Origin of the sequence: Bacillus stercoris (genome assembly GCF_029772985.1) — a bacterium.
In the GTDB taxonomy this organism is placed as follows: domain Bacteria; phylum Bacillota; class Bacilli; order Bacillales; family Bacillaceae; genus Bacillus; species Bacillus stercoris.
On sequence record NZ_CP121861.1, the window covers coordinates 3600870 to 3622611 of the forward strand.

General features: G+C 45.4%; 11 protein-coding genes and 1 pseudogene. 4 read left to right on the forward strand and 8 right to left on the reverse strand.

Annotation, left to right across the window (positions count from 1 at the left end):
• Nucleotides 1–181 precede the first annotated feature (181 nt).
• The 3 genes from rlmD to srfP all read right to left on the reverse strand — a co-directional run bounded on the left by rlmD (nt 182) and on the right by srfP (nt 5845).
• Nucleotides 182–1567, reverse strand: a complete 1386-nt coding sequence (rlmD, locus tag QA442_RS18820) for a 23S rRNA (uracil(1939)-C(5))-methyltransferase RlmD (RefSeq protein ID WP_095432144.1) — start codon at nt 1565–1567, stop codon at nt 182–184.
• 56 nt (nt 1568–1623) lie between these two features.
• The gene (locus tag QA442_RS18825; protein WP_003233894.1) at nt 1624–2535 is read right to left on the reverse strand and encodes a diacylglycerol kinase; all 912 of its coding nucleotides are present in this window, start codon (nt 2533–2535) and stop codon (nt 1624–1626) included.
• A gap of 151 nt (nt 2536–2686) precedes the next feature.
• Complete coding sequence (srfP, locus tag QA442_RS18830; protein ID WP_141237726.1) at nt 2687–5845, reverse strand: surfactin resistance protein SrfP; 3159 nt, start codon at nt 5843–5845, stop codon at nt 2687–2689.
• A 131-nt stretch (nt 5846–5976) separates the two neighbouring features.
• On the opposite strand from srfP, the pseudogene QA442_RS18835 reads away from it, so the two are divergent.
• Nucleotides 5977–6844, forward strand: a pseudogene (locus QA442_RS18835) (TetR/AcrR family transcriptional regulator); the annotation flags it as partial.
• Between the two features lie 15 nt (nt 6845–6859).
• Here the strand turns inward: QA442_RS18835 and gatB are convergent.
• Genes gatB through gatC form a run of 3 tightly spaced genes read right to left on the reverse strand, consistent with a single transcriptional unit; the run spans nt 6860 to nt 10067 of the window.
• Nucleotides 6860–8290 (reverse strand): Asp-tRNA(Asn)/Glu-tRNA(Gln) amidotransferase subunit GatB, encoded by a 1431-nt coding sequence (gatB, locus tag QA442_RS18840; RefSeq protein ID WP_003219444.1) that lies wholly within the window; start codon nt 8288–8290, stop codon nt 6860–6862.
• Nucleotides 8291–8303: 13 nt separating this feature from the next.
• Entirely contained in the window at nt 8304–9761 is a 1458-nt protein-coding gene (gatA, locus tag QA442_RS18845; protein WP_095432141.1) for an Asp-tRNA(Asn)/Glu-tRNA(Gln) amidotransferase subunit GatA, read from the reverse strand.
• A gap of 15 nt (nt 9762–9776) precedes the next feature.
• On the reverse strand, nt 9777–10067 hold the full coding sequence (gene gatC / locus QA442_RS18850; protein WP_003219442.1) for an Asp-tRNA(Asn)/Glu-tRNA(Gln) amidotransferase subunit GatC: 291 nt from the start codon (nt 10065–10067) through the stop codon (nt 9777–9779).
• A gap of 413 nt (nt 10068–10480) precedes the next feature.
• Between gatC and putP the strand changes: the two genes are divergently transcribed.
• From putP to QA442_RS18865, 3 genes are all read left to right on the forward strand, one after another.
• Entirely contained in the window at nt 10481–11959 is a 1479-nt protein-coding gene (gene putP / locus QA442_RS18855; protein ID WP_014663094.1) for a sodium/proline symporter PutP, read from the forward strand.
• Nucleotides 11960–12065: 106 nt separating this feature from the next.
• A complete protein-coding gene (locus tag QA442_RS18860) occupies nt 12066–12764 on the forward strand; it encodes an MgtC/SapB family protein (protein ID WP_082033062.1) in 699 nt (232 codons plus the stop codon).
• Between the two features lie 111 nt (nt 12765–12875).
• On the forward strand, nt 12876–14255 hold the full coding sequence (locus QA442_RS18865) for an alkaline phosphatase (RefSeq protein WP_095432140.1): 1380 nt from the start codon (nt 12876–12878) through the stop codon (nt 14253–14255).
• 64 nt (nt 14256–14319) lie between these two features.
• Here QA442_RS18865 and QA442_RS18870 read toward each other — a convergent pair whose 3' ends face one another.
• Together QA442_RS18870 and QA442_RS18875 are read right to left on the reverse strand one after the other, a co-directional pair.
• Nucleotides 14320–15321: a phosphotransferase enzyme family protein gene (locus tag QA442_RS18870; RefSeq protein ID WP_069149109.1), complete on the reverse strand. Its 1002-nt coding sequence runs from the start codon at nt 15319–15321 to the stop codon at nt 14320–14322.
• A complete protein-coding gene (locus QA442_RS18875; RefSeq protein WP_095432139.1) occupies nt 15314–21742 on the reverse strand; it encodes a type I polyketide synthase in 6429 nt (2142 codons plus the stop codon). The genes QA442_RS18870 and QA442_RS18875 overlap by 8 nt, the downstream gene beginning before the upstream one ends.

A 21742-nucleotide genomic window follows, 5' to 3' on the forward strand; every position in this document is an offset into this window, starting at 1 on the left:
ACAAAGCGATCTATCAACAAAAGAATTATGGTTGAAATTTTTTCTGAAACAAAACAGTTAGTCATGTTGACATTCCAAATTACAAATGCCCGTTATAGGTATTTGTAACTTTGATTCTTAATTCACAAGCTAAGCTTATTAAATAGCTATATGAATAATAAAAAGGCAACAAACCATTAGGTTAGTTGCCTTCTCTAAATTCCAGCACAGCCACACACTCCACATGATTCGTATGCGGGAACATATCCACAGGCTGCACTTCGCGCGTCGCATATCCGCCATCCTCAAGCACCCGCAAATCCCTCGCAAGCGTGCCAGGATTACAGGAAACGTACACCACCCGCTTCGGCTTCATCTCCACAATTGTCCGCAGGAGGGCTTCGTCGCAGCCTTTTCTTGGCGGGTCGACGACTAGTGTATCGGCCGTGATGCCTTCTTCATACCACTTTGGAATCACGGTTTCCGCTTCTCCGACCGCGAACTCTGCGTTTGTGATGCCGTTTAATTCAGCGTTTCGTTTCGCATCCTCAATTGCTTCCGGCACAATTTCAACGCCGTACACTTTTTTCGCTTGCTTTGCCAGGAAGAGAGAAATCGTTCCGATGCCGCAGTAAGCGTCAATGACGGTTTCTTCCCCTTGAAGCTCTGCGTACTCCAGCGCTTTGTCGTAGAGCACTTTGGTTTGCTCCGGGTTGACCTGGTAGAACGATCTGGCGGAGATGGCGAATTTGACGTCTCCGATGAGGTCGTAGATGTATTCTTCGCCCCAGATAACGTTTGTTTCGTTCCCAAAAATGACGTTTGTTTTGTTCGGGTTGATGTTTTGCACGATGGATTTGACGTGCGGGAATTGCGCTGTGATGTCTTCGATGATCTTCGCTTTGTGCGGGAAATCGTTTGTTCTTGTGATGAAGACGATCATCATTTCGCCGGTAACCACGCCGTATCTGACCATGATATGGCGGAGCCAGCCTTTGTGGCGCTCTTCGTTGTAAGCTTTGACACCGTAGTTTGCGCAAATGTCTTTGACAGCTTGGACGGCTTCGTCGTTTTTGGATTGCTGGATCAGGCAGGCGCTCATGTCGATGATGTCATGGCTTCTTTGCTGATAAAATCCAGCGACGAGTCCGCCTTCCCGTTCTCCTACCGGCACCTGTGCTTTGTTTCTGTAGTTCCAAGGGTCTTCCATGCCGAGTGTCGGGTGCACGGTGACGTTTGAAAGGTCCAGCTTGCCGATGCGTTCTAAGACGTCTTTGACTTGTTTCTGTTTAAACAGGAGCTGGCCTTCGTAGGTCATGTGCTGAAGCTGGCAGCCTCCGCATTGTTTGTAAATCGGGCATGGGGCGTCCGTTCTATGCGGGCTTTCTTCCTTCAGCTCAATCAGACGGCCGAAGGCGAACCCTTTTTTGACGCGTGTCACTTTGATTTGGGCTTTTTCCTCGGGCAGGGCATTCGGCACAAAGATCGGGAAGCCTTGGACCTTTGCGACGCCCGCTCCTTCATGTGTCAAATCCTCAAATGTCACATCGTAGTATTCATTTTTTTCTACTGGGGGTTTCATTTTCATCTATAATCACCTCTAGTTTTAAGCGAAAGAAAAACTTGGCCTATTCAAGCCAAGTTTTAGTCATCCAGCTGTTCCGCTTTCTCCTTCGGCATGACGACGTGAATGTGCCGATACAGATTCACGAATTCGCCCGGCAGCATGCCGCCGTACTCGCCGTCCAGGTTCAGCTGCATCTTTTCTGATACATTGACTTTCACGCGGTTCGCTTTTGTATAAATAATGTGCTGGTCGTTGATGTGTTCGCCGCGGAGCGCCATCGTTGCGACCCTGATAAATTCAGCAAGGTTTGCTTTCTTTAGTATCATCAAATCAAACATGCCGTCATTCAGGCTGGAATCCGGCGCGAGCTTTTCGAACCCGCCGACGGAATTTGTCAGCGTGACCAAAAACAGCATGATTTCACCTTGAAACAGCTTGCCGTCATATTCAATCTCGACTTCTGTCGGACGAAGTGAAGGCAGCATTTCCATTCCCTTTAAATAATAAGCAAGCTGGCCTAGCATTGTTTTGAGTTTGCTTGGCACGTCGTACGTCAGCTCCGTCAGGCGGCCTCCTCCGGCGATATTGATAAAATACTGGCCGTTGACCTGTCCGATATCAATCGGGCGGGCGACGCCGTTAATGACCGTATCTGCCGCTTTTAAAATATCCTCTCGCGGAATGCCGAGCGCTCTGGCAAAGTCGTTCGTTGTGCCGACAGGAATCACACCGAGTGTCGGCCGGTTGTCTAAAGGCGCAAGCCCGTTGACGACCTCGTTGATCGTTCCGTCTCCGCCTGCCGCAATGATCAGGTCAAACTCACGCAATGCCGCTTCCTTGGCAGCGTGTGTAGCGTCTCCTGCGCATGTCGTCGCATGGGTGGAGGTTTCATAGCCGGCTTGTTCAAATTTTTGCAGGACCTGGGCAAGATGCTTTTTAAATATCTCCCGTCCTGAAGTCGGATTGTATATTATGCGTGCACGTTTCATTATCTCATCATCCTACTTAAGAGTATCCGATCCATTTTTACACTAACAACCTTTAATTATACTATGAGTTAAAAAAATCGCAACAAAATGTACATAATCTTACAGGTGAAAACGCACAAAAGCCTCAGCAGAGCTGAGGCTTTTAGTTTTTTTACTCTTCTTCCGTTCCCGGTTTTTTCTTGCGGAACTTCGCCAATACTTCATATACGATTGGCACGATCAAGAGCGTCAGAAGCGTTGAACTGATTAAACCGCCGATAACCGTGACGCCGAGTCCTTTTGAAATGACTTGGCTTCCGCCTTCGAAGCCGAGTGCTAATGGAATCAAGGCGCCGATTGTCGCAATGGCTGTCATCAGGATCGGACGGAGTCGTGTAGAGCCGGCTTCCAGGAGCGCTTCTCTCGTAGACAAGCCTTCCGCTTCCTTATGAATCACGCGGTCAATTAAGACAATCGCATTCGTGACAACGATACCGATCAGCATGAGCATACCGATCATTGCGTTCAGGCTGATCGTTTCACCTGATACGTAAAGTCCGACCAGGGCACCGATGATTGTGAACGGCAATGAGAACAGGATCGCAAATGGCGCTAATGCTCCGCCGAAGGTAATCACGAGCACAAGGTAAACGATCGCTATTGCTGCCAGCATCGCTAAACCGAGCTTCGTGAAGGAATCAGCGATATCCGCTGATACACCGCCTGTGTCAATCGATACGTTATCAGGATGGTCTAGCTTATCGATTTTCTTCTGTACAGCAGCTGATACGGCTGTGACGTTGTCAGATGTAACCTCACCTGTGACATCCGCATAGACTTTTCCGTCACGTTTTGACACGGTATCTGATGTTGATCCTTCTTTCACTTTTGCCACATCGCCGATTTTGACTTCCTGGCCAGTCGCGGAAGTGATCTTTTTATTCTCTAAATCTTTCACACTCTTATACTCGTCTTTTTCTGTCTTAATGTTCACATCAAGCTCTTTGCCGTCTTTTTTCACAGTTGTGAGCGGTTCTTGTGATGTTTGTGACATTAAGGCTTGAGAAATTTGAGACGCGGTTAACCCGAGCTTGCTTAATTTTTCTTGGTCAGCGACAAATGTGTACTCATCATATGTGCTGGAAAGGCCTGAATTTACGTTTTTCAGATCCTTTTCATCTTTCATGATTTTTTCAATGTCTTTGACTGTGTCTTTAATGTCGTTTTCAGAATCGCCATACACATAGTATGTTAATTCATTGTTATTGCCTGAAGAGCTGAAGTCCTGTGACTTCCATTCTCCGCGGTCAGATTGCTTTTGGATGGCCTTCAGCACGTTGTCTTTTTCTTTATCAAAGTCAGGCGTGTCGCTTTCATATTTGATATAGAATAACGCACCGTTAGAATCTCCACCGGCAAGCGGGCTGCCAGAGCCTAATGAATACTGAACCGTATCGACATGCTTGCGCTCAAGCAGGATTTTTTCCGCTTTTTCAGCTTCTTTTTCGGCTTCTTTTTTCGTTTCACCCGGTTCTGGGCTGTATGTGAGCTGCATCGTTTTTTCTTCCTCGGACGGCAGGTAGCTGGCACCGATTAACGGTACGAGGAACAAGCTTCCAAGGAGCATTAGAACAGCGATGATAGACGTGATCCATTTATGGCTCAGCGCCCAGTTCAATACTTTTTTATAGATATTTGCAAGTCTGCCTGGTTTGTGTTCTTTCGCTTTCATCGGCGCACCGGTTAATGATTTTTTGAACAGGCTGTGTGCGAGCATCGGCACAAGCGTGATCGAAATCACCAGGGATGCGGCAAGCGCAAAAACAATTGTTAGGGCAAATGGAATAAACAATTCACCGATTTGTCCGCCTACAAGTGCGAGCGGCAGGAATACCGCGATTGTCACAATCGTTGATGACATGATCGGCTTAAACATTTCCTTCGTCGCTTCACGAACCAAGGCTTTTCCGCGGAGCGGCTCATCTTTGAGTCTCATGCGGCGGTAAATGTTCTCGATCACAACGATGGAGTCATCGACGACACGTCCGATGGCGACGGTCATTGCGCCGAGCGTCATAATATTCAGTGTGATATCAAGCTGCTGCAGCACAAGGAGTGCGATCAGCAATGATAATGGAATTGAAACTACCGAAATTAATGTAGATTTGATATCTCTTAAGAATAAGAGAATAATCACAATCGCAAAAATAGCACCGAAGATGGCTTTGCTTAACATCGTGTCAACTGACTGTGTGATCGGCTCCGCCATGTCGAGAGTTGCGCTGTAGTTGAAGCCTTTATGGTCTTCTTTGAACTTCTTCAGCTCAGCTTTGACATTGTCGGCAACCTCTACCGTATTCGCATCGTTTGCTTTAACGATGTTGATGCCGATGCTGTCTTTGCCATTTGTGCGTGAAACGGATTCAGCTTTTTTCACATCTTTAATTGTAGCAATGTCAGAAAGCTTGACCGTCGGCACTGCTGTGCTTGCGCTTCGCTGTGCCTGTGCTGCAGCTTGCGCGCTCTGAGCTGCTTGTGCACTTTGCGCCGCCGCTTGAGATGCTGTGCTGCTGCCTGCACTTGAAGCAGATGCCGTAGGAATTCTCATATTCTTCAAATCTTTAATTGTTTCAATATCGCCGCTGACGACGACAGATTTTTCTTCATTTCCGAATGTGTACAAGCCAAGCGGAGTTGTCACATCTGAACCTTGAATCACTTTCTTCACAGTATCTTCATCAAGGCCGTATTCTTTCAGTTTGTCTTCTTTGAAAGAGAATTCAACCTCTTCCACCTGCTGGCCTGATACTTGGACGGACGCAACGCCTTCTATGCCTTCAAGCTTAGAAACGAGGCTGTCCTCCACTTTTTTCGTCAGCTCTTGCAGGTTATCTTTATCACTGGACACGCTCAGCGTCAGAATCGGGAATGAGTTCAAGCTGTAGCGTGAAATCTCCGGATCCTTCGCGTCATCAGGCAGACTGACGTTTTCTAACGCTTCAGCCGCTTCTGTTTTTGCTTTGTCCATGTCTTTCTCATAATCATATTCAATCATGACCGACGATGCGTTTTCATAGGACGTCGACGTCACAACGCTGACACCGTCCAAGTTCTGAACGGCTTGTTCAACCGGTTTGGTCACTTCATCAGCCACTTGGCTTGGTGTCGCACCCGGATATGTCGTGCTGATCGTCAAGTAAGGCATGTTCACGTCAGGAATAGACTCTTGCTTCATATTCATACCCGCATACAAGCCGGCTGCCGTTACAATAATCGTCATCAGCCATACGGCGAATTTGTTTTTCAGAACGAAATTAATAACGTGATTCATCATATCCTCCATTACATTTTTTATTGACTGACTGGTCATTCTATATAATACTAAACGTTATAACGCAACAACGTCAACTCATATACCAGAAAATTTTACTAAATTTTTCAAGGATTAAGGGGAAGCACGTCATGAATGAAAAAAAAGAGAAAATCATAAAAACCAGCATTCGTTTATTTGCGAAAAAAGGATTCGCAGCTACGACGATCCAGGAAATCGCCAGTGAATGCGGCATTTCAAAGGGCGCTTTTTATTTGCACTTCAAATCGAAAGAAGCGCTGCTGTTATCTGCCTGTGAATATTACATCGGTATGTCTATGACCAAAATGAAAGATATAGAAGAGGATCTCGCCGGAAAGCCGCCTAAAGAAGTGTTAAAAAAGCAAATTGGCGCTCAATTTGAAGATTTTCGCGATCATAAAGATTTTATTGTTCTTTTACTTACCGAAAATATCATTCCGGAAAATCAAGAAATCAAGCAATACTTTTACAAAGTAACCATGGAGACGGATAAGCTGTACCGGAACGCCTTGCTGGTATCCTATGGCGAAGGAATCGAGCGGTACGTCGCGGATCTGTCTATCATGGCAAGAGGCATCGTGCATTCCTATATGAATGTGATGGTATTTAACAGTGAGCTTAATATCGGTGCAGAGGAAATCTCAGCCTTTATCATCGAGAGACTGGATGATCTAGTACAGGGGCTGAGCCGTTCAAACCTCAATCCGATCGTGCCAAAAGAAATTTTCAATCCGATGCCTGCGGGGAAGGACCAGCTGCTTGAGGACATTCAGAAAGTGAAAGAAAACAGCACGCTGCCCGAGGATATCACAGTGTCACTCGATGTGATCGAGGAAGAACTGGCTCAGGATAAACCGCGCAAGCCGATTATAAAAGGCATGCTGTCCAATTTGACCGGAACCAATAACAAAGAAGTTGAAAAGCTTCGGGCTCTGATCTCTGTCTTTATCTCCATTTAACCATAAAAAGCAGCCTCTAAGGGCTGCTTTTTTATTAGCGTTTTTTAATTTCTTCAAGCAGAATTTTGTTGACCATCGGCGGGTTGGCTTGTCCTTTGGACGCTTTCATAATCTGTCCGACCAGGAAGCCGATCGCACGGTCTTTTCCGTTTTTAAAGTCTTCGATTGATTGAGGATTATTGTCAAGCGCTTCTGTTACAAGCTTCAGAAGCACGCCTTCGTCAGAAATCTGAACAAGGCCTTTCTCTTTCACAATCTTCTCAGCGTCGCCGCCTTTTTCAATCAATTCTTTAAACACTTTCTTCGCGATCTTAGAAGAAATGGTGCCTTTTTCAATCAATTTGATCATGCCGGCAAGGCCTTCAGGTGTCAGGGCAACGTCGGCAAGCTCTTTTTGCTCAGCGTTTAGGTAAGCTGACACTTCACCCATCAGCCAGTTAGACGCTTGTTTGGCTTCAGCGCCTTTTTGAACGGTTTCTTCGAAGAAATCAGCCATTTCTTTTGTCAGCGTCAGAACCATCGCGTCATATGCAGGCAAGCCAAGCTCTTCGATATAACGCTTGCGGCGCTCATCCGGAAGCTCAGGAATACTTGCTTTTACGCGCTCCTTCCATTCATCATCAATGTAGAGCTCGACAAGGTCTGGCTCCGGGAAGTAACGATAGTCGTCAGATCCCTCTTTGACACGCATGAGAATGGTTTTCTTCGTTGCTTCATCATAACGGCGCGTTTCCTGCTGGATGACGCCGCCGGAAAGAAGAACCTGCTCTTGGCGTTTTTCTTCATGCTCAAGGCCTTTTTGAACAAACGCAAAGGAGTTCAAGTTTTTCAATTCTGTTTTTGTGCCGAATTCCTCTTGGCCGATCGGACGAAGAGAGATATTGGCATCACAGCGAAGTGAGCCTTCTTCCATTTTACAGTCGGAAACGCCTGTATATTGGATGATGGATTTCAGCTTTTCAAGATACGCGTACGCTTCTTCCGGCGTGCGGATATCCGGCTCAGATACGATCTCAACAAGCGGCGTTCCCTGGCGGTTAAAGTCAACAAGAGAATAGCCGTCGCCTGTATGCGTCAGTTTTCCGGCATCCTCTTCAAGGTGAAGACGTGTGATGCCGATGCGTTTTGTTTTTCCGCCGACTTCAATTTCGATCCAGCCGTTTTCGCCGATCGGCTTATCAAATTGAGAAATCTGATACGCTTTCGGGTTGTCAGGATAGAAATAGTTTTTGCGGTCGAACTTCGTATCCGTTGCGATCTCACAGTTGAGCGCCATAGCGGCTTTCATTGCGAATTCAACGGCTTCTTTGTTCAGGACAGGCAGGACACCCGGGTATCCGAGGTCAATGACGCTTGTCTGCGTATTCGCCTCCGCGCCGAATGGCGTTGGAGAGCTTGAGAAAATTTTTGATTTTGTTTTTAACTCAACGTGGACTTCAAGTCCGATTACCGTTTCAAAGTTCAATTCTTTTCACCCCTTACAATTCAGGTTTTGCTTTATGATGGTCTGTCGCTTGTTCAAATGCATGAGCAACACGGTATACAGTGCTTTCATCAAAGTGTTTTCCGATGATTTGCAGGCCGAGCGGAAGTCCGTCTGCTAATCCGCATGGCACACTGATTCCCGGTACGCCGGCAAGGTTGACCGGAATCGTTAAGATATCGTTTGCGTACATTGTGAGCGGATCTTTCGTGTTTTCACCGATTTTAAACGCAGGTGTCGGCGTAGTCGGTCCGACAATGACATCATATTTCTCAAATACGTCTTCGAAATCTTTCTTAATCAACGTACGCACTTTTTGCGCTTTTTTGTAGTACGCATCGTAGTAGCCTGAGCTTAAAGCAAACGTTCCAAGCATGATGCGGCGTTTGACTTCATTTCCGAAACCTTCAGCGCGCGTTTGCTTGTAAAGGTCGATCAGGTTATCCGCATTGTCTGTGCGGTAGCCGTAGCGGATGCCGTCAAAGCGTGCAAGGTTCGCTGATGCTTCAGAAGATGACAGCAGGTAATATGTCGCAAGCGCGTATTTACTGTGCGGAAGAGACACTTCTTCCCATGTAGCGCCGAGGCCTTCAAGGACTTTTAGCGCTGCCAGGACAGATTCTCTCGCTTCTTTGCCAACACCATCACCAAGGTATTCTTTCGGAACGGCGATTTTCAGTCCTTTGATGTCGCCAGTTAATGAAGAAAGAAAATCAGGCACGTCCACATTGGCACTCGTGGAGTCCATTTTGTCTACACCGGAAATCGCTTGAAGTAAAAATGCGTTATCCTCAACCGTACGGGTAATCGGACCAATTTGGTCTAATGAAGACGCAAATGCGACCAGTCCGTAACGAGATACACGTCCGTATGTAGGCTTTAATCCGACAACGCCGCAGAAAGATGCCGGCTGACGGATGGAGCCGCCTGTGTCAGATCCAAGAGAAAACGGAACTTCTCCCGCAGCAACCGCAGCCGCTGAACCGCCGCTTGAACCGCCGGGAACTGTTTCTAAGTTCCAAGGGTTTTTCGTCAGCTTGTAAGCTGAGTTTTCGGTAGATGATCCCATGGCGAATTCGTCCATGTTCAGTTTGCCGATTGTGACTGCTTCAGCGTCTTGAAGGCGCTGAACGACAGTAGCGTCGTAGATCGGATCGAAGTTTTCAAGAATTTTGCTGGAGCATGTTGTGCGCAGCCCTTTTGTTACGATATTATCTTTTACGCCGATCGGCATACCGAATAGAAGACCATGCTCAGAACGGCCGTCAACCGCCTCATCAAGCTCCTTCGCGTATGCGCGTGCTCTTTCTTCATCTAATGCCAAGAAGGCTTGTACCTTATCATCAACCGCTTGGATGCGTTTATAAGATTCGTCAACCAGATCAGAAATCTTAATCTCTTTTTTATGTATGAGCTGTTTTAATTCTGTGATTTTATGATCAAATAATGACATTCTTGTGTCCCTCCTTTAGTCCAGAATTGATGGCACACGAATATAGCCGTCTTTATGGTCAGGCGCATTTTTCATGACATCCTCAACCGGAAGACCTTTACCCGCTTCATCTTCTCTCATGACATTTTTCATTTTCAGCACGTGAGTTGTAGGCTCCACATTGTCTGTGTTGACCTCATTCAGCTCCTCGGCAAAGGAAATGATGCTGTCGAGCTGTTCAGTGAACATCTTTGCTTCTTCTTCAGTAATCGCAAGTCGTGCAAGGTGCGCAACGTGCTTTACTTCTTCTATTGAAATTCGTGACATATGATCCACCTCCACATATTTCTCCGTTAAGTCATATAATACTGATCATATCAAAAACAAGCCCTTTAAAGCAACAAAACGCCTTAAGACAGGCCTGTGTTTTCGAAACAATACCCTATATATTTTATACTAAAATGAGACGAAGGAGAAACGAAATATTTTTCTGAATATTTTTACTTTTATTATTTTTTGAAAGCGTTTTATTCTTTATTCCCTTCTAGGTTTGCGGCGGTATTTCCCGCTCATGAGCAAGGTTTCATTGCTTGAATGGCCGGGAATACTTTGTTAGGTTAAGTTACCAAGTGCACCCCCAAAAGAATTTCTTTTGTTTCGCACTTACGCCAGGCTGCTTAACTGGCACCATCAATTTGAGAGGTGATGCAACATTATTAGAAATGAAGAGAGGGTAAATCGTGAGTATTGAAATTATTATATCTTTAGGAATTTACTTTACTGCCATGCTGTTAATCGGCTGGTACTCGTTTAAGAAAACAACTGATATCAACGATTACATGCTTGGAGGAAGAGGCCTCGGACCGTTTGTCACAGCTTTGTCTGCCGGCGCGGCGGATATGAGTGGATGGATGCTGATGGGAATTCCAGGGGCAATGTTTGCGACAGGCTTGTCGACACTATGGCTAGCACTCGGTTTGACAATCGGCGCGTATTCGAACTATCTTCTTTTGGCTCCACGTCTTAGAGCGTATACGGAAGCGGCGGATGACGCGATTACGATTCCCGATTTCTTTGATAAACGATTCCAGCATTCTTCGTCAGTGCTGAAAATTGTATCAGCTTTAATCATTATGATCTTTTTCACACTGTATACTTCTTCAGGTATGGTATCAGGCGGAAGATTATTTGAATCTGCTTTTGGAGCCGATTATACACTTGGACTCCTGCTGACTGCAGGCGTTGTCGTGTTATATACACTGTTTGGCGGTTTCCTTGCTGTCAGTCTGACTGACTTTGTACAGGGGGCGATCATGTTTGCAGCGCTAGTGCTTGTGCCGATCGTTGCTTTTACCCAGCTGGGCGGCGTTTCTCCTGCTTTACATGAGATTACAGCTGTAAACCCAAAGCTATTGGATATTTTTAAAGGCGCGAGCGTCATTAGCATTATTTCTTATTTGGCTTGGGGCTTAGGCTACTATGGTCAGCCTCATATCATCGTCCGTTTTATGGCGATTAAGCATATCAAGGATTTAAAACCTGCGCGCAGAATCGGTATGAGCTGGATGATTATCTCCATTCTTGGTTCAACCGTAACGGGTTTAGTCGGTGTGGCTTACGCCCATAAATTCGGAGTTGCTGTAAGTGATCCTGAAACGATTTTCATTATTTTTTCTAAAATATTGTTCCATCCATTGATTACTGGATTTTTGCTGTCTGCTATTTTAGCAGCCATTATGAGTTCGATCTCTTCTCAGCTCTTGGTAACAGCGAGCGCAATGACAGAAGACTTATACCGGACATTTTTCAGACGTGAAGCATCAGATAAAGAATTGGTCTTGGCCGGCCGGCTGTCAGTATTGATTATCGCGGTCATTGCAATTCTGATGTCCTTGAATCCGAGCAGCACGATTCTTGATTTGGTTGGTTATGCATGGGCCGGATTCGGTTCTGCTTTTGGGCCTGCCATTCTGCTGAGCCTGTATTGGAAACGGATGACTGAATGGGGCGCCCTTTCAGCCATGGTTGTTGGGGCTGCGACAGTATTAATTTGGATTACAACTGGTTTAGCTGACTCTACAGGCATCTATGAAATGATTCCAGGATTTTTCTTGAGTATGATTGCAGGTATTATTGGAAGCTTGATCACAAAACGTCCTGCAAAAGCCTCTTACCGATTATTCGGTGTCATGGAAAAGCTGTTAAAACGCAAAAAGTAAACAATAAGCCATCAAGCGCAGCTTGGTGGCTTTTGTGCTCTTGTTTTGCTATAAATACTGTGAGAAAATCATATTTATTTAAAAACACCTTAGAAAAGGGGGAAGTTTGCTGTTGAGCTGGTATATTGATCCTGATATTTTATTAAAATTGGGCATTGCCACATTGATTGGCATGGTCATCGGGCTTGAACGCGAATTAAAAAATAAGCCGCTCGGATTAAAAACCTGTATCGTCATCGCCGTTAGCTCATGCATGCTGACGATCGTCAGTATTAATGCGGCATATCATTTCCCTAAATACTACCGCATCATGATGGATCCGCTGCGCCTGCCGGCACAAATCATCTCCGGCGTCGGATTTATCGGAGCCGGTGTCATCCTGCGAAAAAGCAATGATGTCATTTCCGGCCTGACGACATCGGCCATGATCTGGGGTGCAGCGGGACTCGGGCTGGCAACGGGAGCCGGATTTTATAAAGAAGCGTTTGCCAGTCTTCTGTTCATCCTGATCAGCGTGGAATTTCTCCCATGGGTGGTCAGAAAAATTGGTCCCGACCGCCTGCAGGAAAAAGACATCCGCATCAGAATGTCACTTTCTGATAAAGACAAAATGACAGAGATTTTAAAAGAAATGAAAAGAAAAGATATCAAAACACACTCCGTCCGGATCGACGACCTGGGCGAAAAGGATTTTCCAATTATGGAAGTGAAGGTCCGCGTCCATAAAAACAGATACACGACCGATGTCTACTATGACATTAAAGCCATTGAAGGCGTAGTCGGCGTGAAGTGTGATACATTATAAAAGCCAATGGGGCGGAATCCCATTGGCTTTTTGCTGTCATCGAAAAAAACATTGAAGTCTCTATTATTTTCAAATAAAATACATATTAGTAAATAAATATAATAAAAGGAGATGTTCGTCATTACCAAATCACGGTTTACAGTAACTGTCACCCTCATTTTGACTGCTTTCTTAAGTATTTTTGCCATAACTGAATTCATATCCCCTCCTCATTCTCAATCATCCAAGAGCAGCAGCAAGAATCCTAAAAATATTATCCTAATCATCGGAGACGGAATGGGTATGCCGATGATTAACAGCTATAGGACTTTAAAAAGCGAAAAGCTGAACACTCCCGTCCAAACAGCATGGGACTCTTATTTAACAGGCATGCAGATGACGCAACCTAACGATCCCAGAGACAATATCACTGATTCCTCGGCGGCTGCAACTGCCATGGCAACCGGAACGAAAACATATAATGACGCCATTGCTGTAGACAACAATCATCAGCGGCTCAAAAGCGTAACTGAAGCTGCAAAAGAGAAAAAGAAATCCGTCGGCATCGTCGTGACTTCGGACTTAACCGATGCCACTCCCGCTGCTTTCGGCGTACATAACGTCTCACGGAAAAACTACACTGAAATTGCTGACCAATACTATGATGAACGTATTAATGGATCTCATAAGGTTGATGTTTTACTTGGAGGCGGAGCGAAATATTTCATTCGCAATGACCGAAATCTTGCTGAAGAGTTCCGAAAAGACGGCTATCATTATGTGACCACGAAGCAAGACCTAAAAAAAAATCAGCACGAAAAACTGCTCGGACTGTTTGGAGAAGTTGAATTAGATAAAGCGATTGACAGAGAGAACAGCACACCCTCTCTAAAAGACATGACGGAAGCGGCACTCACCCAGTTACAGAAGAACGAAAACGGTTTTTTTATGCTTCTGGAAGGAAGCAATATTGACAATGCAGCCCATGAAAATGACGTGGTGGGCGCTTTGAGCGAAATGGAAGATTTCGAGAAAGGCGTTCAAGCTGCTCTGGATTTTGCGAAAAAAGATCAAGAAACGCTGGTTATTATTACAGCTGATCACTCTACAGGCGGGTTCTCTTACGGCGCAGAGGGAATGACGCGCGAGACTGGCTATAAATGGGACCCTTCCCCAATCATCGCCGCTAAAAAAACGCCGGGCTATATGGCAGAAAAGATCGCTGAAGGCCAAGATGCCGAAAAGGTTCTCAGCACTTATGTTGATATGAAGCTGACGGAAAATGAGATAAATCAGGTTCAAAATGCAGCCTCACAATCGAATACAGCTGATATCCAAAAAAGCATTCAATTGATTTTTGATAAACGGTCTTTTTCAGGCTGGACGACATTAGCCCACACCGGGGAAGACGTACCGGTTTATGCTTACGGTCCGGGAAAGGAAAAATGGAAGGGGCTTATCGACAATACGCAGCAGGCAAAAAACATTTTTGCTATTTTAGAACAAAAATAAAAAACGCTTCACTGCCGTTTTTTGATTAAGGAGCGCCGTCCCAAAAGGGACCGGCGCAATTTTCTTAAGCTAACTTCGAAAAGTCAAATTCGGTTATCGGCGTTTGATTTTCGATATCGTTTCTGAATCCTTTCAGCATTTCTTTTTCTTCTTCTCCTATTTGATCAAGATCAAACATTTGATGAAGCAATCCATAAATCAGCATATGGCGCAGGCGAAGGAAATCTGGAATTTTCTTGAGCCATTCGGCGTCAATTTCATTTTCCTCCCTGTACCCTTTCATAAAATGCGTCATGAATTCTTCTGTAAAGGCTGCTTTATTTTCATAAGGAATGACCGGATACCATAGTACATTGTAGAGAAGAATGCTGATATCATTCACAAACCAGTTGTATCCGATATCATCAAAATCAAATGTAGTGATCTTCCCATGATCCCAGTTAAAATTACCATGATGAAGATCTGCGTGAACAAGGCCGTAGCTGTCACGGTTTTTTGGCAGCTGGCGCAACTCATTCATTAAATCGTCCGCCTGCTGAAAAACCTTTGTCTGATCTTCAGGAACATATTTTCTGAGCTTCAACTGCTCTTCTTCATCCCACTCCTGTCTCTTAAATGTAGGATTGCTCAGTTTATAGCTTTTTGTCAGGCTGTGCATCTTCCCTGTGTATCTGCCAAGCTCGAAAAATAGGGTTTCGTTCCAATCAGATTCGTCTACTTTATGGCCCGGCGCCTTTTCATACACTCTCAATAAAAATGCTCCGCCCTTTCCGTCCGGCACTTCCTCAACATCCTTACCGTTTAACGACGGGATTGGTTTGGCCACTGAAAGACCGCCTTCAGCAAGATGATGGAGCCATTCCATCTCTCCCATAATATAATCCGGCGACCGGCGAATCGTGTGTGTAATCTTTAAAATATAGGATTCATTGTCTTTAGCAAACTCATACACATAGTTTTCCGCATCCGCTAAAAACTGCACTTGATCTCTACTAAATCCATATATAACGGCAGCTTCTGCCAAAACCTTTTCTTCATCAAATATTGCTTTAATGTCTTTATGCATGCTGATTCTCCCTCTTCATATATTTAGATAATTCCCTTATCGTGTGTTTTTTCGCAAGATTCAAATCATCAACATACCAGCCTTTCTTTTCCATCTCTACTTCCATTTTGACAGCGAGCAGCGAATTTCCTCCCAAATCAAAGAAATCGTTGTCAATTCCTACAAAATCCAAGTGGAGAATTTGCTTCCAGATATCCGAGAGAATTTTTTGCTGTTCTGTCTCCGGTCCGCTATCTTCTGTTTCAGCTCCTAAATGTTCCTTTACTAACAGAGCACGCAAATGCTCCGGCTGATTGGTATCTAAGGCCAATAAATATGGAGAATGCAAGGATTTCTCAGCATGCAGCACTTCCCAATGAGCGTTTGTGTTTTCCATTAAAGCGGATTGCAATACGTCATCGGCAATCGCTTTCGCCTTTTTGCGAGGCGCTGGCTCTAACGAGGACACCCATTCGATATGGCCGCTTTGATCCTCTACCTCATTGACGGATATGTGATAAACCGTATTTAACGGGCCAGCCTCTTCCATAAAACGATGCTCAGCCAAAAACTCAGAAAAAGCCCGGTTTTTCCCTGATTTTTTATACTTCAACGATATCATCGCAAGCTGTTTATCCTGTGCATATGAAGCAAGGCCGGATAGCACTTTATGTTCAATTCCTTTGCCTAGTGCGCGGCAGCTGAGCAGAAAAGTATCTATCTTTAATGAATCTTCTTTTTGGATTCCCATGATTGCACCGACGATGCCTTCATCACTGAATCTGTCCGACGCTTCAACGACCCAGCCGATATGGCCGTCCGTATTGAGCCGCTGGGCAAGCTGCTCCTCACGATAGACTGACGGATTCATATTGAACTGATTAATTCTCGCGCTCATTTGAGCAACTCGCGGCAAATGCTCTTCTGTCATCTCAGTCAAGGCTATACGCAGGTGTAAACCGGAAAGAAACTCTTCAAGAGAACGGGACGTATTCAAATCTATTTTTCTTTCTTGTGCTGCCAAGTATCGTTCCGTGCGCTTTTGATCAGCTTCTGTCACCCTGAACCTGTCAAATGCCCAGACATGTTCTAAGAACATTGGAATAGAATCTATATCTGACGGCAGAAGCAAGGTCAGAACCTCTGGCAGGCGTTCGTTCATTTCAAGGCATTGAGCCGGATCATCATCTAAGAATATGAACCGGTCCACTGAAATGTTCAGCTCGTCGGCCATTTCTTTCATGTTTCTGGCTTTCTCATCCCAATTAATGCGTGATAGGACAAAGTCCTCTTTCTTTAAAATCATATCTGGATGACGTTCAAACACATTCCAGACGTCTTCTTCATTATTCCTGCTTGAAAGCACAAGGAGCAGACCCTCTTCTTGTTTTCTCTTTAAAAATTGCTGCAGCGCTCGATGGGCAGGAGTAATAATGACTCCTTCCGCCCCAGCTTCAGACACGGGACCGCTCCACAAAGTGCCGTCACAATCGATGGCGGCCGCTTTAAATGGCGGTTTGAGCCATGCCGTCAACTCACGCGCCACCCGTGTTCCCATCGCCGCGTAAAATTCTTCAGTAAACGGTATTCTTGCCGCTCTTTCACTGTGCGGGTCAAATATGGCATCAAGCTGGTATGTTTGATGCAGCTGGCGAAGATCAATCAAATGTACATCCGTTTCTTTAGCAAGCTGCGCGATCCAATTCTGCTGGCATTGCACAAGGATGTCCCGGAGCTCCTGCTCTTTCACATTTTCCAGCGGCAGCAATCCAATGAAATAAGGCACTTCCTTTTTCTTCTGTTTCATGATGGCGAGCAGTTCATCTGAATTATATTGAACGTGAGCTATTCTTTCTTCCAAAGAAAGACCTTCATCCCCCGCCATATCCTCAAGGCGAATCAACAGCAGGTTGGCACCGCTTTTTTGCCTTGACAGCAAGCTTTCTTCATTAAGCAATTCTTGAAACACCTGGCCGTAAGGAGACAGCTTTATATCTAAATTGATATCAAACTGTTCACCCCACCATTTTAGGTAAGGCACAATCGGATCAGCTGTAAAATTGGAACAAATGGTTAATGGGCACGAGATGACTCGGTTTGACTCTCTCTCCCTTTTCCGCTCGGCCTCTTCCTGCTCTTTTTGGCTCAGCACCGGAATGTCCTTAATGCATTTTTCAGGCTCTTCTGCAGCTTTTTCAGTAAGAGAGATAAAATGAGAAACAAGAGCCTGCATGGATTCATGAGTGAAAAGCGACCGGTTGTATTGAAGCACACATTTAAGCTCTCCTGTCACTTCCTTCACGACGTCCATTTTCATATCAAGCTTTGAAATGCCCTTTGCGAATTCGTATGTTTCAAATGTTAATCCGCCAGCCTCTATTTTTATATTCGGGTCATACTCATTATGATAGATCAGCATGGTGTCAAAGAAAGGGTTGCGGTTCGGCTTGATCACCGGCTGCAGCGCTTCTGCCATTTGATCGTATGGATAATCCTGATGGTCATAAGCTTCAAGCAGAGTTTGTTTTGTGTGCTGAAGGTTGCCGACAAACGACTCTTCAGGATTCAAATGAATTTTGATCGGCAAAAAGTTTGTAAACATACCGATCGTATTCTCAATATCCGCATGACGCCGGCCTGCCACCAATGACCCAATCATCAGCTCCTGCTGTTTTGTATAACTGGACAAAAGCATGGCATAGAGCTGAAACAGCATGACATTGTTTGTCAGCTGCTGCGCCTCTCCGATTTTCTCAAGCTTTTCTAAAACGCGCGGCGGGATTGTAAACTTGATCGCCCTGCCTAAAAAGCTTTGTTCTTTTCGTTCGTAATCAAGAGGCATATTCAGCACAGGCACTTCACCCTCAAGCTGCTTCAGCCAATACTCTTTTTGGCGTTTAAACATATCACTATTAAAAAATGTCTGCTGCCACTCCGCATAATCTTTATACTGAATGATGTTTTCTGGGAGCTGTTCCCCTCTATATAATTGGGTAAATTCTTTTATAAAAATATTCATTGAGGCGCCGTCCGCCACAATATTATGCATATCAACAAGCAACGCATGTTTTTCTTCCTCGATTTTGACGAATTTCACCCGAATTAATGGAGAAACCTTAAGATCAAACGGCCGTATAAATGAACTGATTTCGTCATCAAGCTCATCCATTTTCGCTTCGGTTTGTTCAATCGAAAATTCAAAGTTTTGATGGATTCGCTGCACAGGTTCTCCATCCTTAATTTCAAACGTTGTACGCAGTGTTTCATGCCTTTCGATCAGCTTTTTGAATGTATCCTCGAAGCGGACGGCATCAATTTTCCCGAAGCATAAAAGAGCCATCGGCATGTTATATGTGGTGACTTGCCCGATTCTTTGATGAATCAAATACGTTCTCCGCTGTGCAGCTGACAGCCTGTATACGTCTTTTTTCTCTGAAGGCAGGATGGATGTATATTGTTGTCGGTCAGAGCGATCAATAAGCGCGGCAAGCGCACGGATTGTCGGGTGCTGGAATACATCGCTTAACGTCAGCTCCGGTCCAAATTCCTTATGAATGCGGGAAATCAGACCAGTGGCGTTTAATGAATGCCCGCCTGTTTCAAAGAAATGGGTATCTAATGTGACATGTTTGACTCCGAGAATGTCTTTCCACATAGCAGCCAAGACCGTCTCTGTCTCATTAAATTGAATATCTGCTTCTGCATCCGCTGTCTGCCCGTCATTTGCTTGCTCAGGCACGAAAAGCTGAAAATGTTCTGCCGCCGGTGTTCCCTGCTGTTCATTTGTCCGGCCAATCCAGTATCTTTCTCTTTCAAAAGGATATGTTGGAAGCGGAATAAGCTGGCATTGGTCCTGATCATAAAAGGCTGTCCAATCGACCGGCACCCCGTGAAGCCACATATCACCCAGCCTGCTCAGCAAATAACGGTAATCAGAAGCCGCCTCCTTTGGATGCCTCATCAGCTGGATTGCAATATGCTGCTTGCCCTCTGCCTGATACAATTTGCTGACAAACGAACGCAGCGCATTTCCAGGGCCGACCTCTATAAAAATTGGATCCAGTTCTTCTTTTAAGCGTTTTGCGCAGTTCATAAATCTGACGGTTCCCCGCAAATGATCAGCCCAATATGCCGGGTCTTTAGCTTCCTCGTCAGTGATCCAGTCTCCGGTTACATTTGAGACAAACGGGATCTTTTGTTTTTTAAATTGATAGGCTGAGAGCTTATGTTTCATGCTTTCTAAAACCGGTTCCATCATATACGAATGGAAGGCATGTGATGTATGAAGCTTTCTGCAGCTGTGTCCTTCGGCGTTCAGCTTCCTTTCCAATGCATCAATCGCACTTGATTCTCCCGATACAACACATGAATCCGATGCATTCACTGCAGCTATTGAAATGGTTCCGTCTATATACGGTTTAATGTCTGCTTCGCTTAAGGAAACGCTAAGCATAGAACCGGACGGCAGATTTTGGAGAGCTGCCCCTCGATAGCTGACGATGTCAAGAGCATCTTCCAATGAGAGCACACCTGAAATGGCTGCAGCCGTATACTCACCGATGCTGTGTCCCGCCATTGCTTTCGGCTTAATTCCCCAGTGGATCAGCATTTTTGCAAGTGCATATTCGATACAGAACAAAAGGGGCTGTGTATATTCAGTTTGGTTAATCAGATTCGCGTCATGCTTTTGATTGTCAGAGAAAACCACCGTGCGCGGATCTATGTCCATATGATTTTTTAATATGTCAAAACAGGCGTCGAGCTCCTCCTTGAAAATCGGTACAGTATCGTAAAGCCCTTTTGCCATATCAACATACTGCGCCCCCTGTCCCGGAAAAAGAAAGACAACGGGCCGGCTTGCAGATTGAGAACTGCCGGTTTTAACAGATTCATAGTCATTTTCATGAATAGCCTGAAGAAACTCAGGCACATCCGCTGCCACAATCGCTTTTTTATATGGAAATGAATGGCGCCCTGCTTTGAGGGTATATGCCGCGGCTGCAAAATCGGTCTGCGGATTTTGCACAAAATAGTTTGACAGCCGTTCTGTCATGCTGTTTAAAGCGGCCGGTGTTTTGGCTGACAGCAATAAGAGTTCAGCGTCATGTCTTTCCGCTGCCTTGTGCTGCGCCGGCGCTTCCTCTAATATGACATGGGCATTTGTTCCCCCAATGCCAAATGAGCTAACGCCCGCTCTGCGCGGGCATTCACTTTCTTCCCAAGGGGTGAGTTCCGTATTGACGACAAATGGCGATTGTTCAAAATCGATTTTGGCGTTTGGCTTTTCGAAATTCAGAGTCGGCGGAATCACTTTATGCTTTAAGCTTAGAACTGCTTTCATAAATCCAGCTACACCAGACGCATCATTTAAATGACCGATGTTGGATTTGACAGAACCAATTCTGCAGTAGCCGCGACGGTCTGTTTGGTAAGCTTGTTTTAATGCTTCAATTTCTATCGGATCACCGAGTGTCGTCCCTGTGCCGTGAGCCTCGACATAGGTAATGGTTTCAGGCTCCACCTCGGCCATGTGCAGGGCTGTTTTGATCGCGGTTACCTGGCCTTTGGTGCTCGGCGCTGTATATCCAACCTTTCTGCTGCCGTCATTATTGATTGCAGTACCTTTAATGACAGCATAAATATGGTCTCCGTCTGCTTCAGCATCTTCTAGCGTTTTCAAAATGACCGCTCCCGCTCCGTCTCCAAATACTGTGCCTGCCGCCTCATCATCAAAGACGCGGCAATGTCCGTCCGGAGAATGGATCATACCTTCTTGGTAGAGATACCCGGACTTTTGCGGGAGGCGGATAGAGACTCCGCCTGCAACCGCCATATGGCAGTCCCCATTTAACAAAGCCTGAGCAGCAAGGTGAATAGAGACCATCGAGGTTGAGCAAGCGGTCTGCACCATCATGCTCGGCCCTTTCAGGTTAAGCTTATAAGAAATAAGTGTTGCCATGTAATCTCTCATATTCAAAACCGCTGTTTCCAGCGTCTTTGAGTCTTCTCCGGTCTTTGCTCCCTGAAGAGCCCTCAGCACCCATTCTGCATTGAGGCCCGCTCCGGTATAAAGGCCGATCTGCCCTTTGTAAGTGAAAGGATCGTAGCCGGCATCTTCCAAGGCAGTCCACACGCATTCATGAAAGATACGGAACTGCGGATCCATCATGGCAGCTTCCTTCGGCGTATAATCAAAGAAGCCGGCATCAAACAGATCTACATCCTCCACAATTCCTTTTGCTTTGACAAATCGCGGATCATTCAGCAGCTCTTCATTAACGCCCTCTTCTCTCAGCTCCTCATCAGTGAAAAAAGAAATCGTTTCTTTCGCATTTTTTAAATTGCTCCAAAACTCCTGCACGTTTTTTGCTCCCGGAAATCGGCCTGCCATGCCGATTACCGCAATTTCAGCTCCATGATTCGCATAATGAGAATTACTCAT

Coding starts and splice junctions, on each gene's coding strand:
- rlmD (WP_095432144.1), bottom strand. CDS start 1,567: ATGAAAATGAAACCCCCAGTAGAAAAAAATGAATACTACGATGTGACA.
- QA442_RS18825 (WP_003233894.1), bottom strand. CDS start 2,535: ATGAAACGTGCACGCATAATATACAATCCGACTTCAGGACGGGAGATA.
- srfP (WP_141237726.1), bottom strand. CDS start 5,845: ATGAATCACGTTATTAATTTCGTTCTGAAAAACAAATTCGCCGTATGG.
- gatA (WP_095432141.1), bottom strand. CDS start 9,761: ATGTCATTATTTGATCATAAAATCACAGAATTAAAACAGCTCATACAT.
- gatC (WP_003219442.1), bottom strand. CDS start 10,067: ATGTCACGAATTTCAATAGAAGAAGTAAAGCACGTTGCGCACCTTGCA.
- QA442_RS18865 (WP_095432140.1), top strand. CDS start 12,876: ATGTTCGTCATTACCAAATCACGGTTTACAGTAACTGTCACCCTCATT.
- QA442_RS18870 (WP_069149109.1), bottom strand. CDS start 15,321: ATGCATAAAGACATTAAAGCAATATTTGATGAAGAAAAGGTTTTGGCA.
- QA442_RS18875 (WP_095432139.1), bottom strand. CDS start 21,742: ATGAGTAATTCTCATTATGCGAATCATGGAGCTGAAATTGCGGTAATC.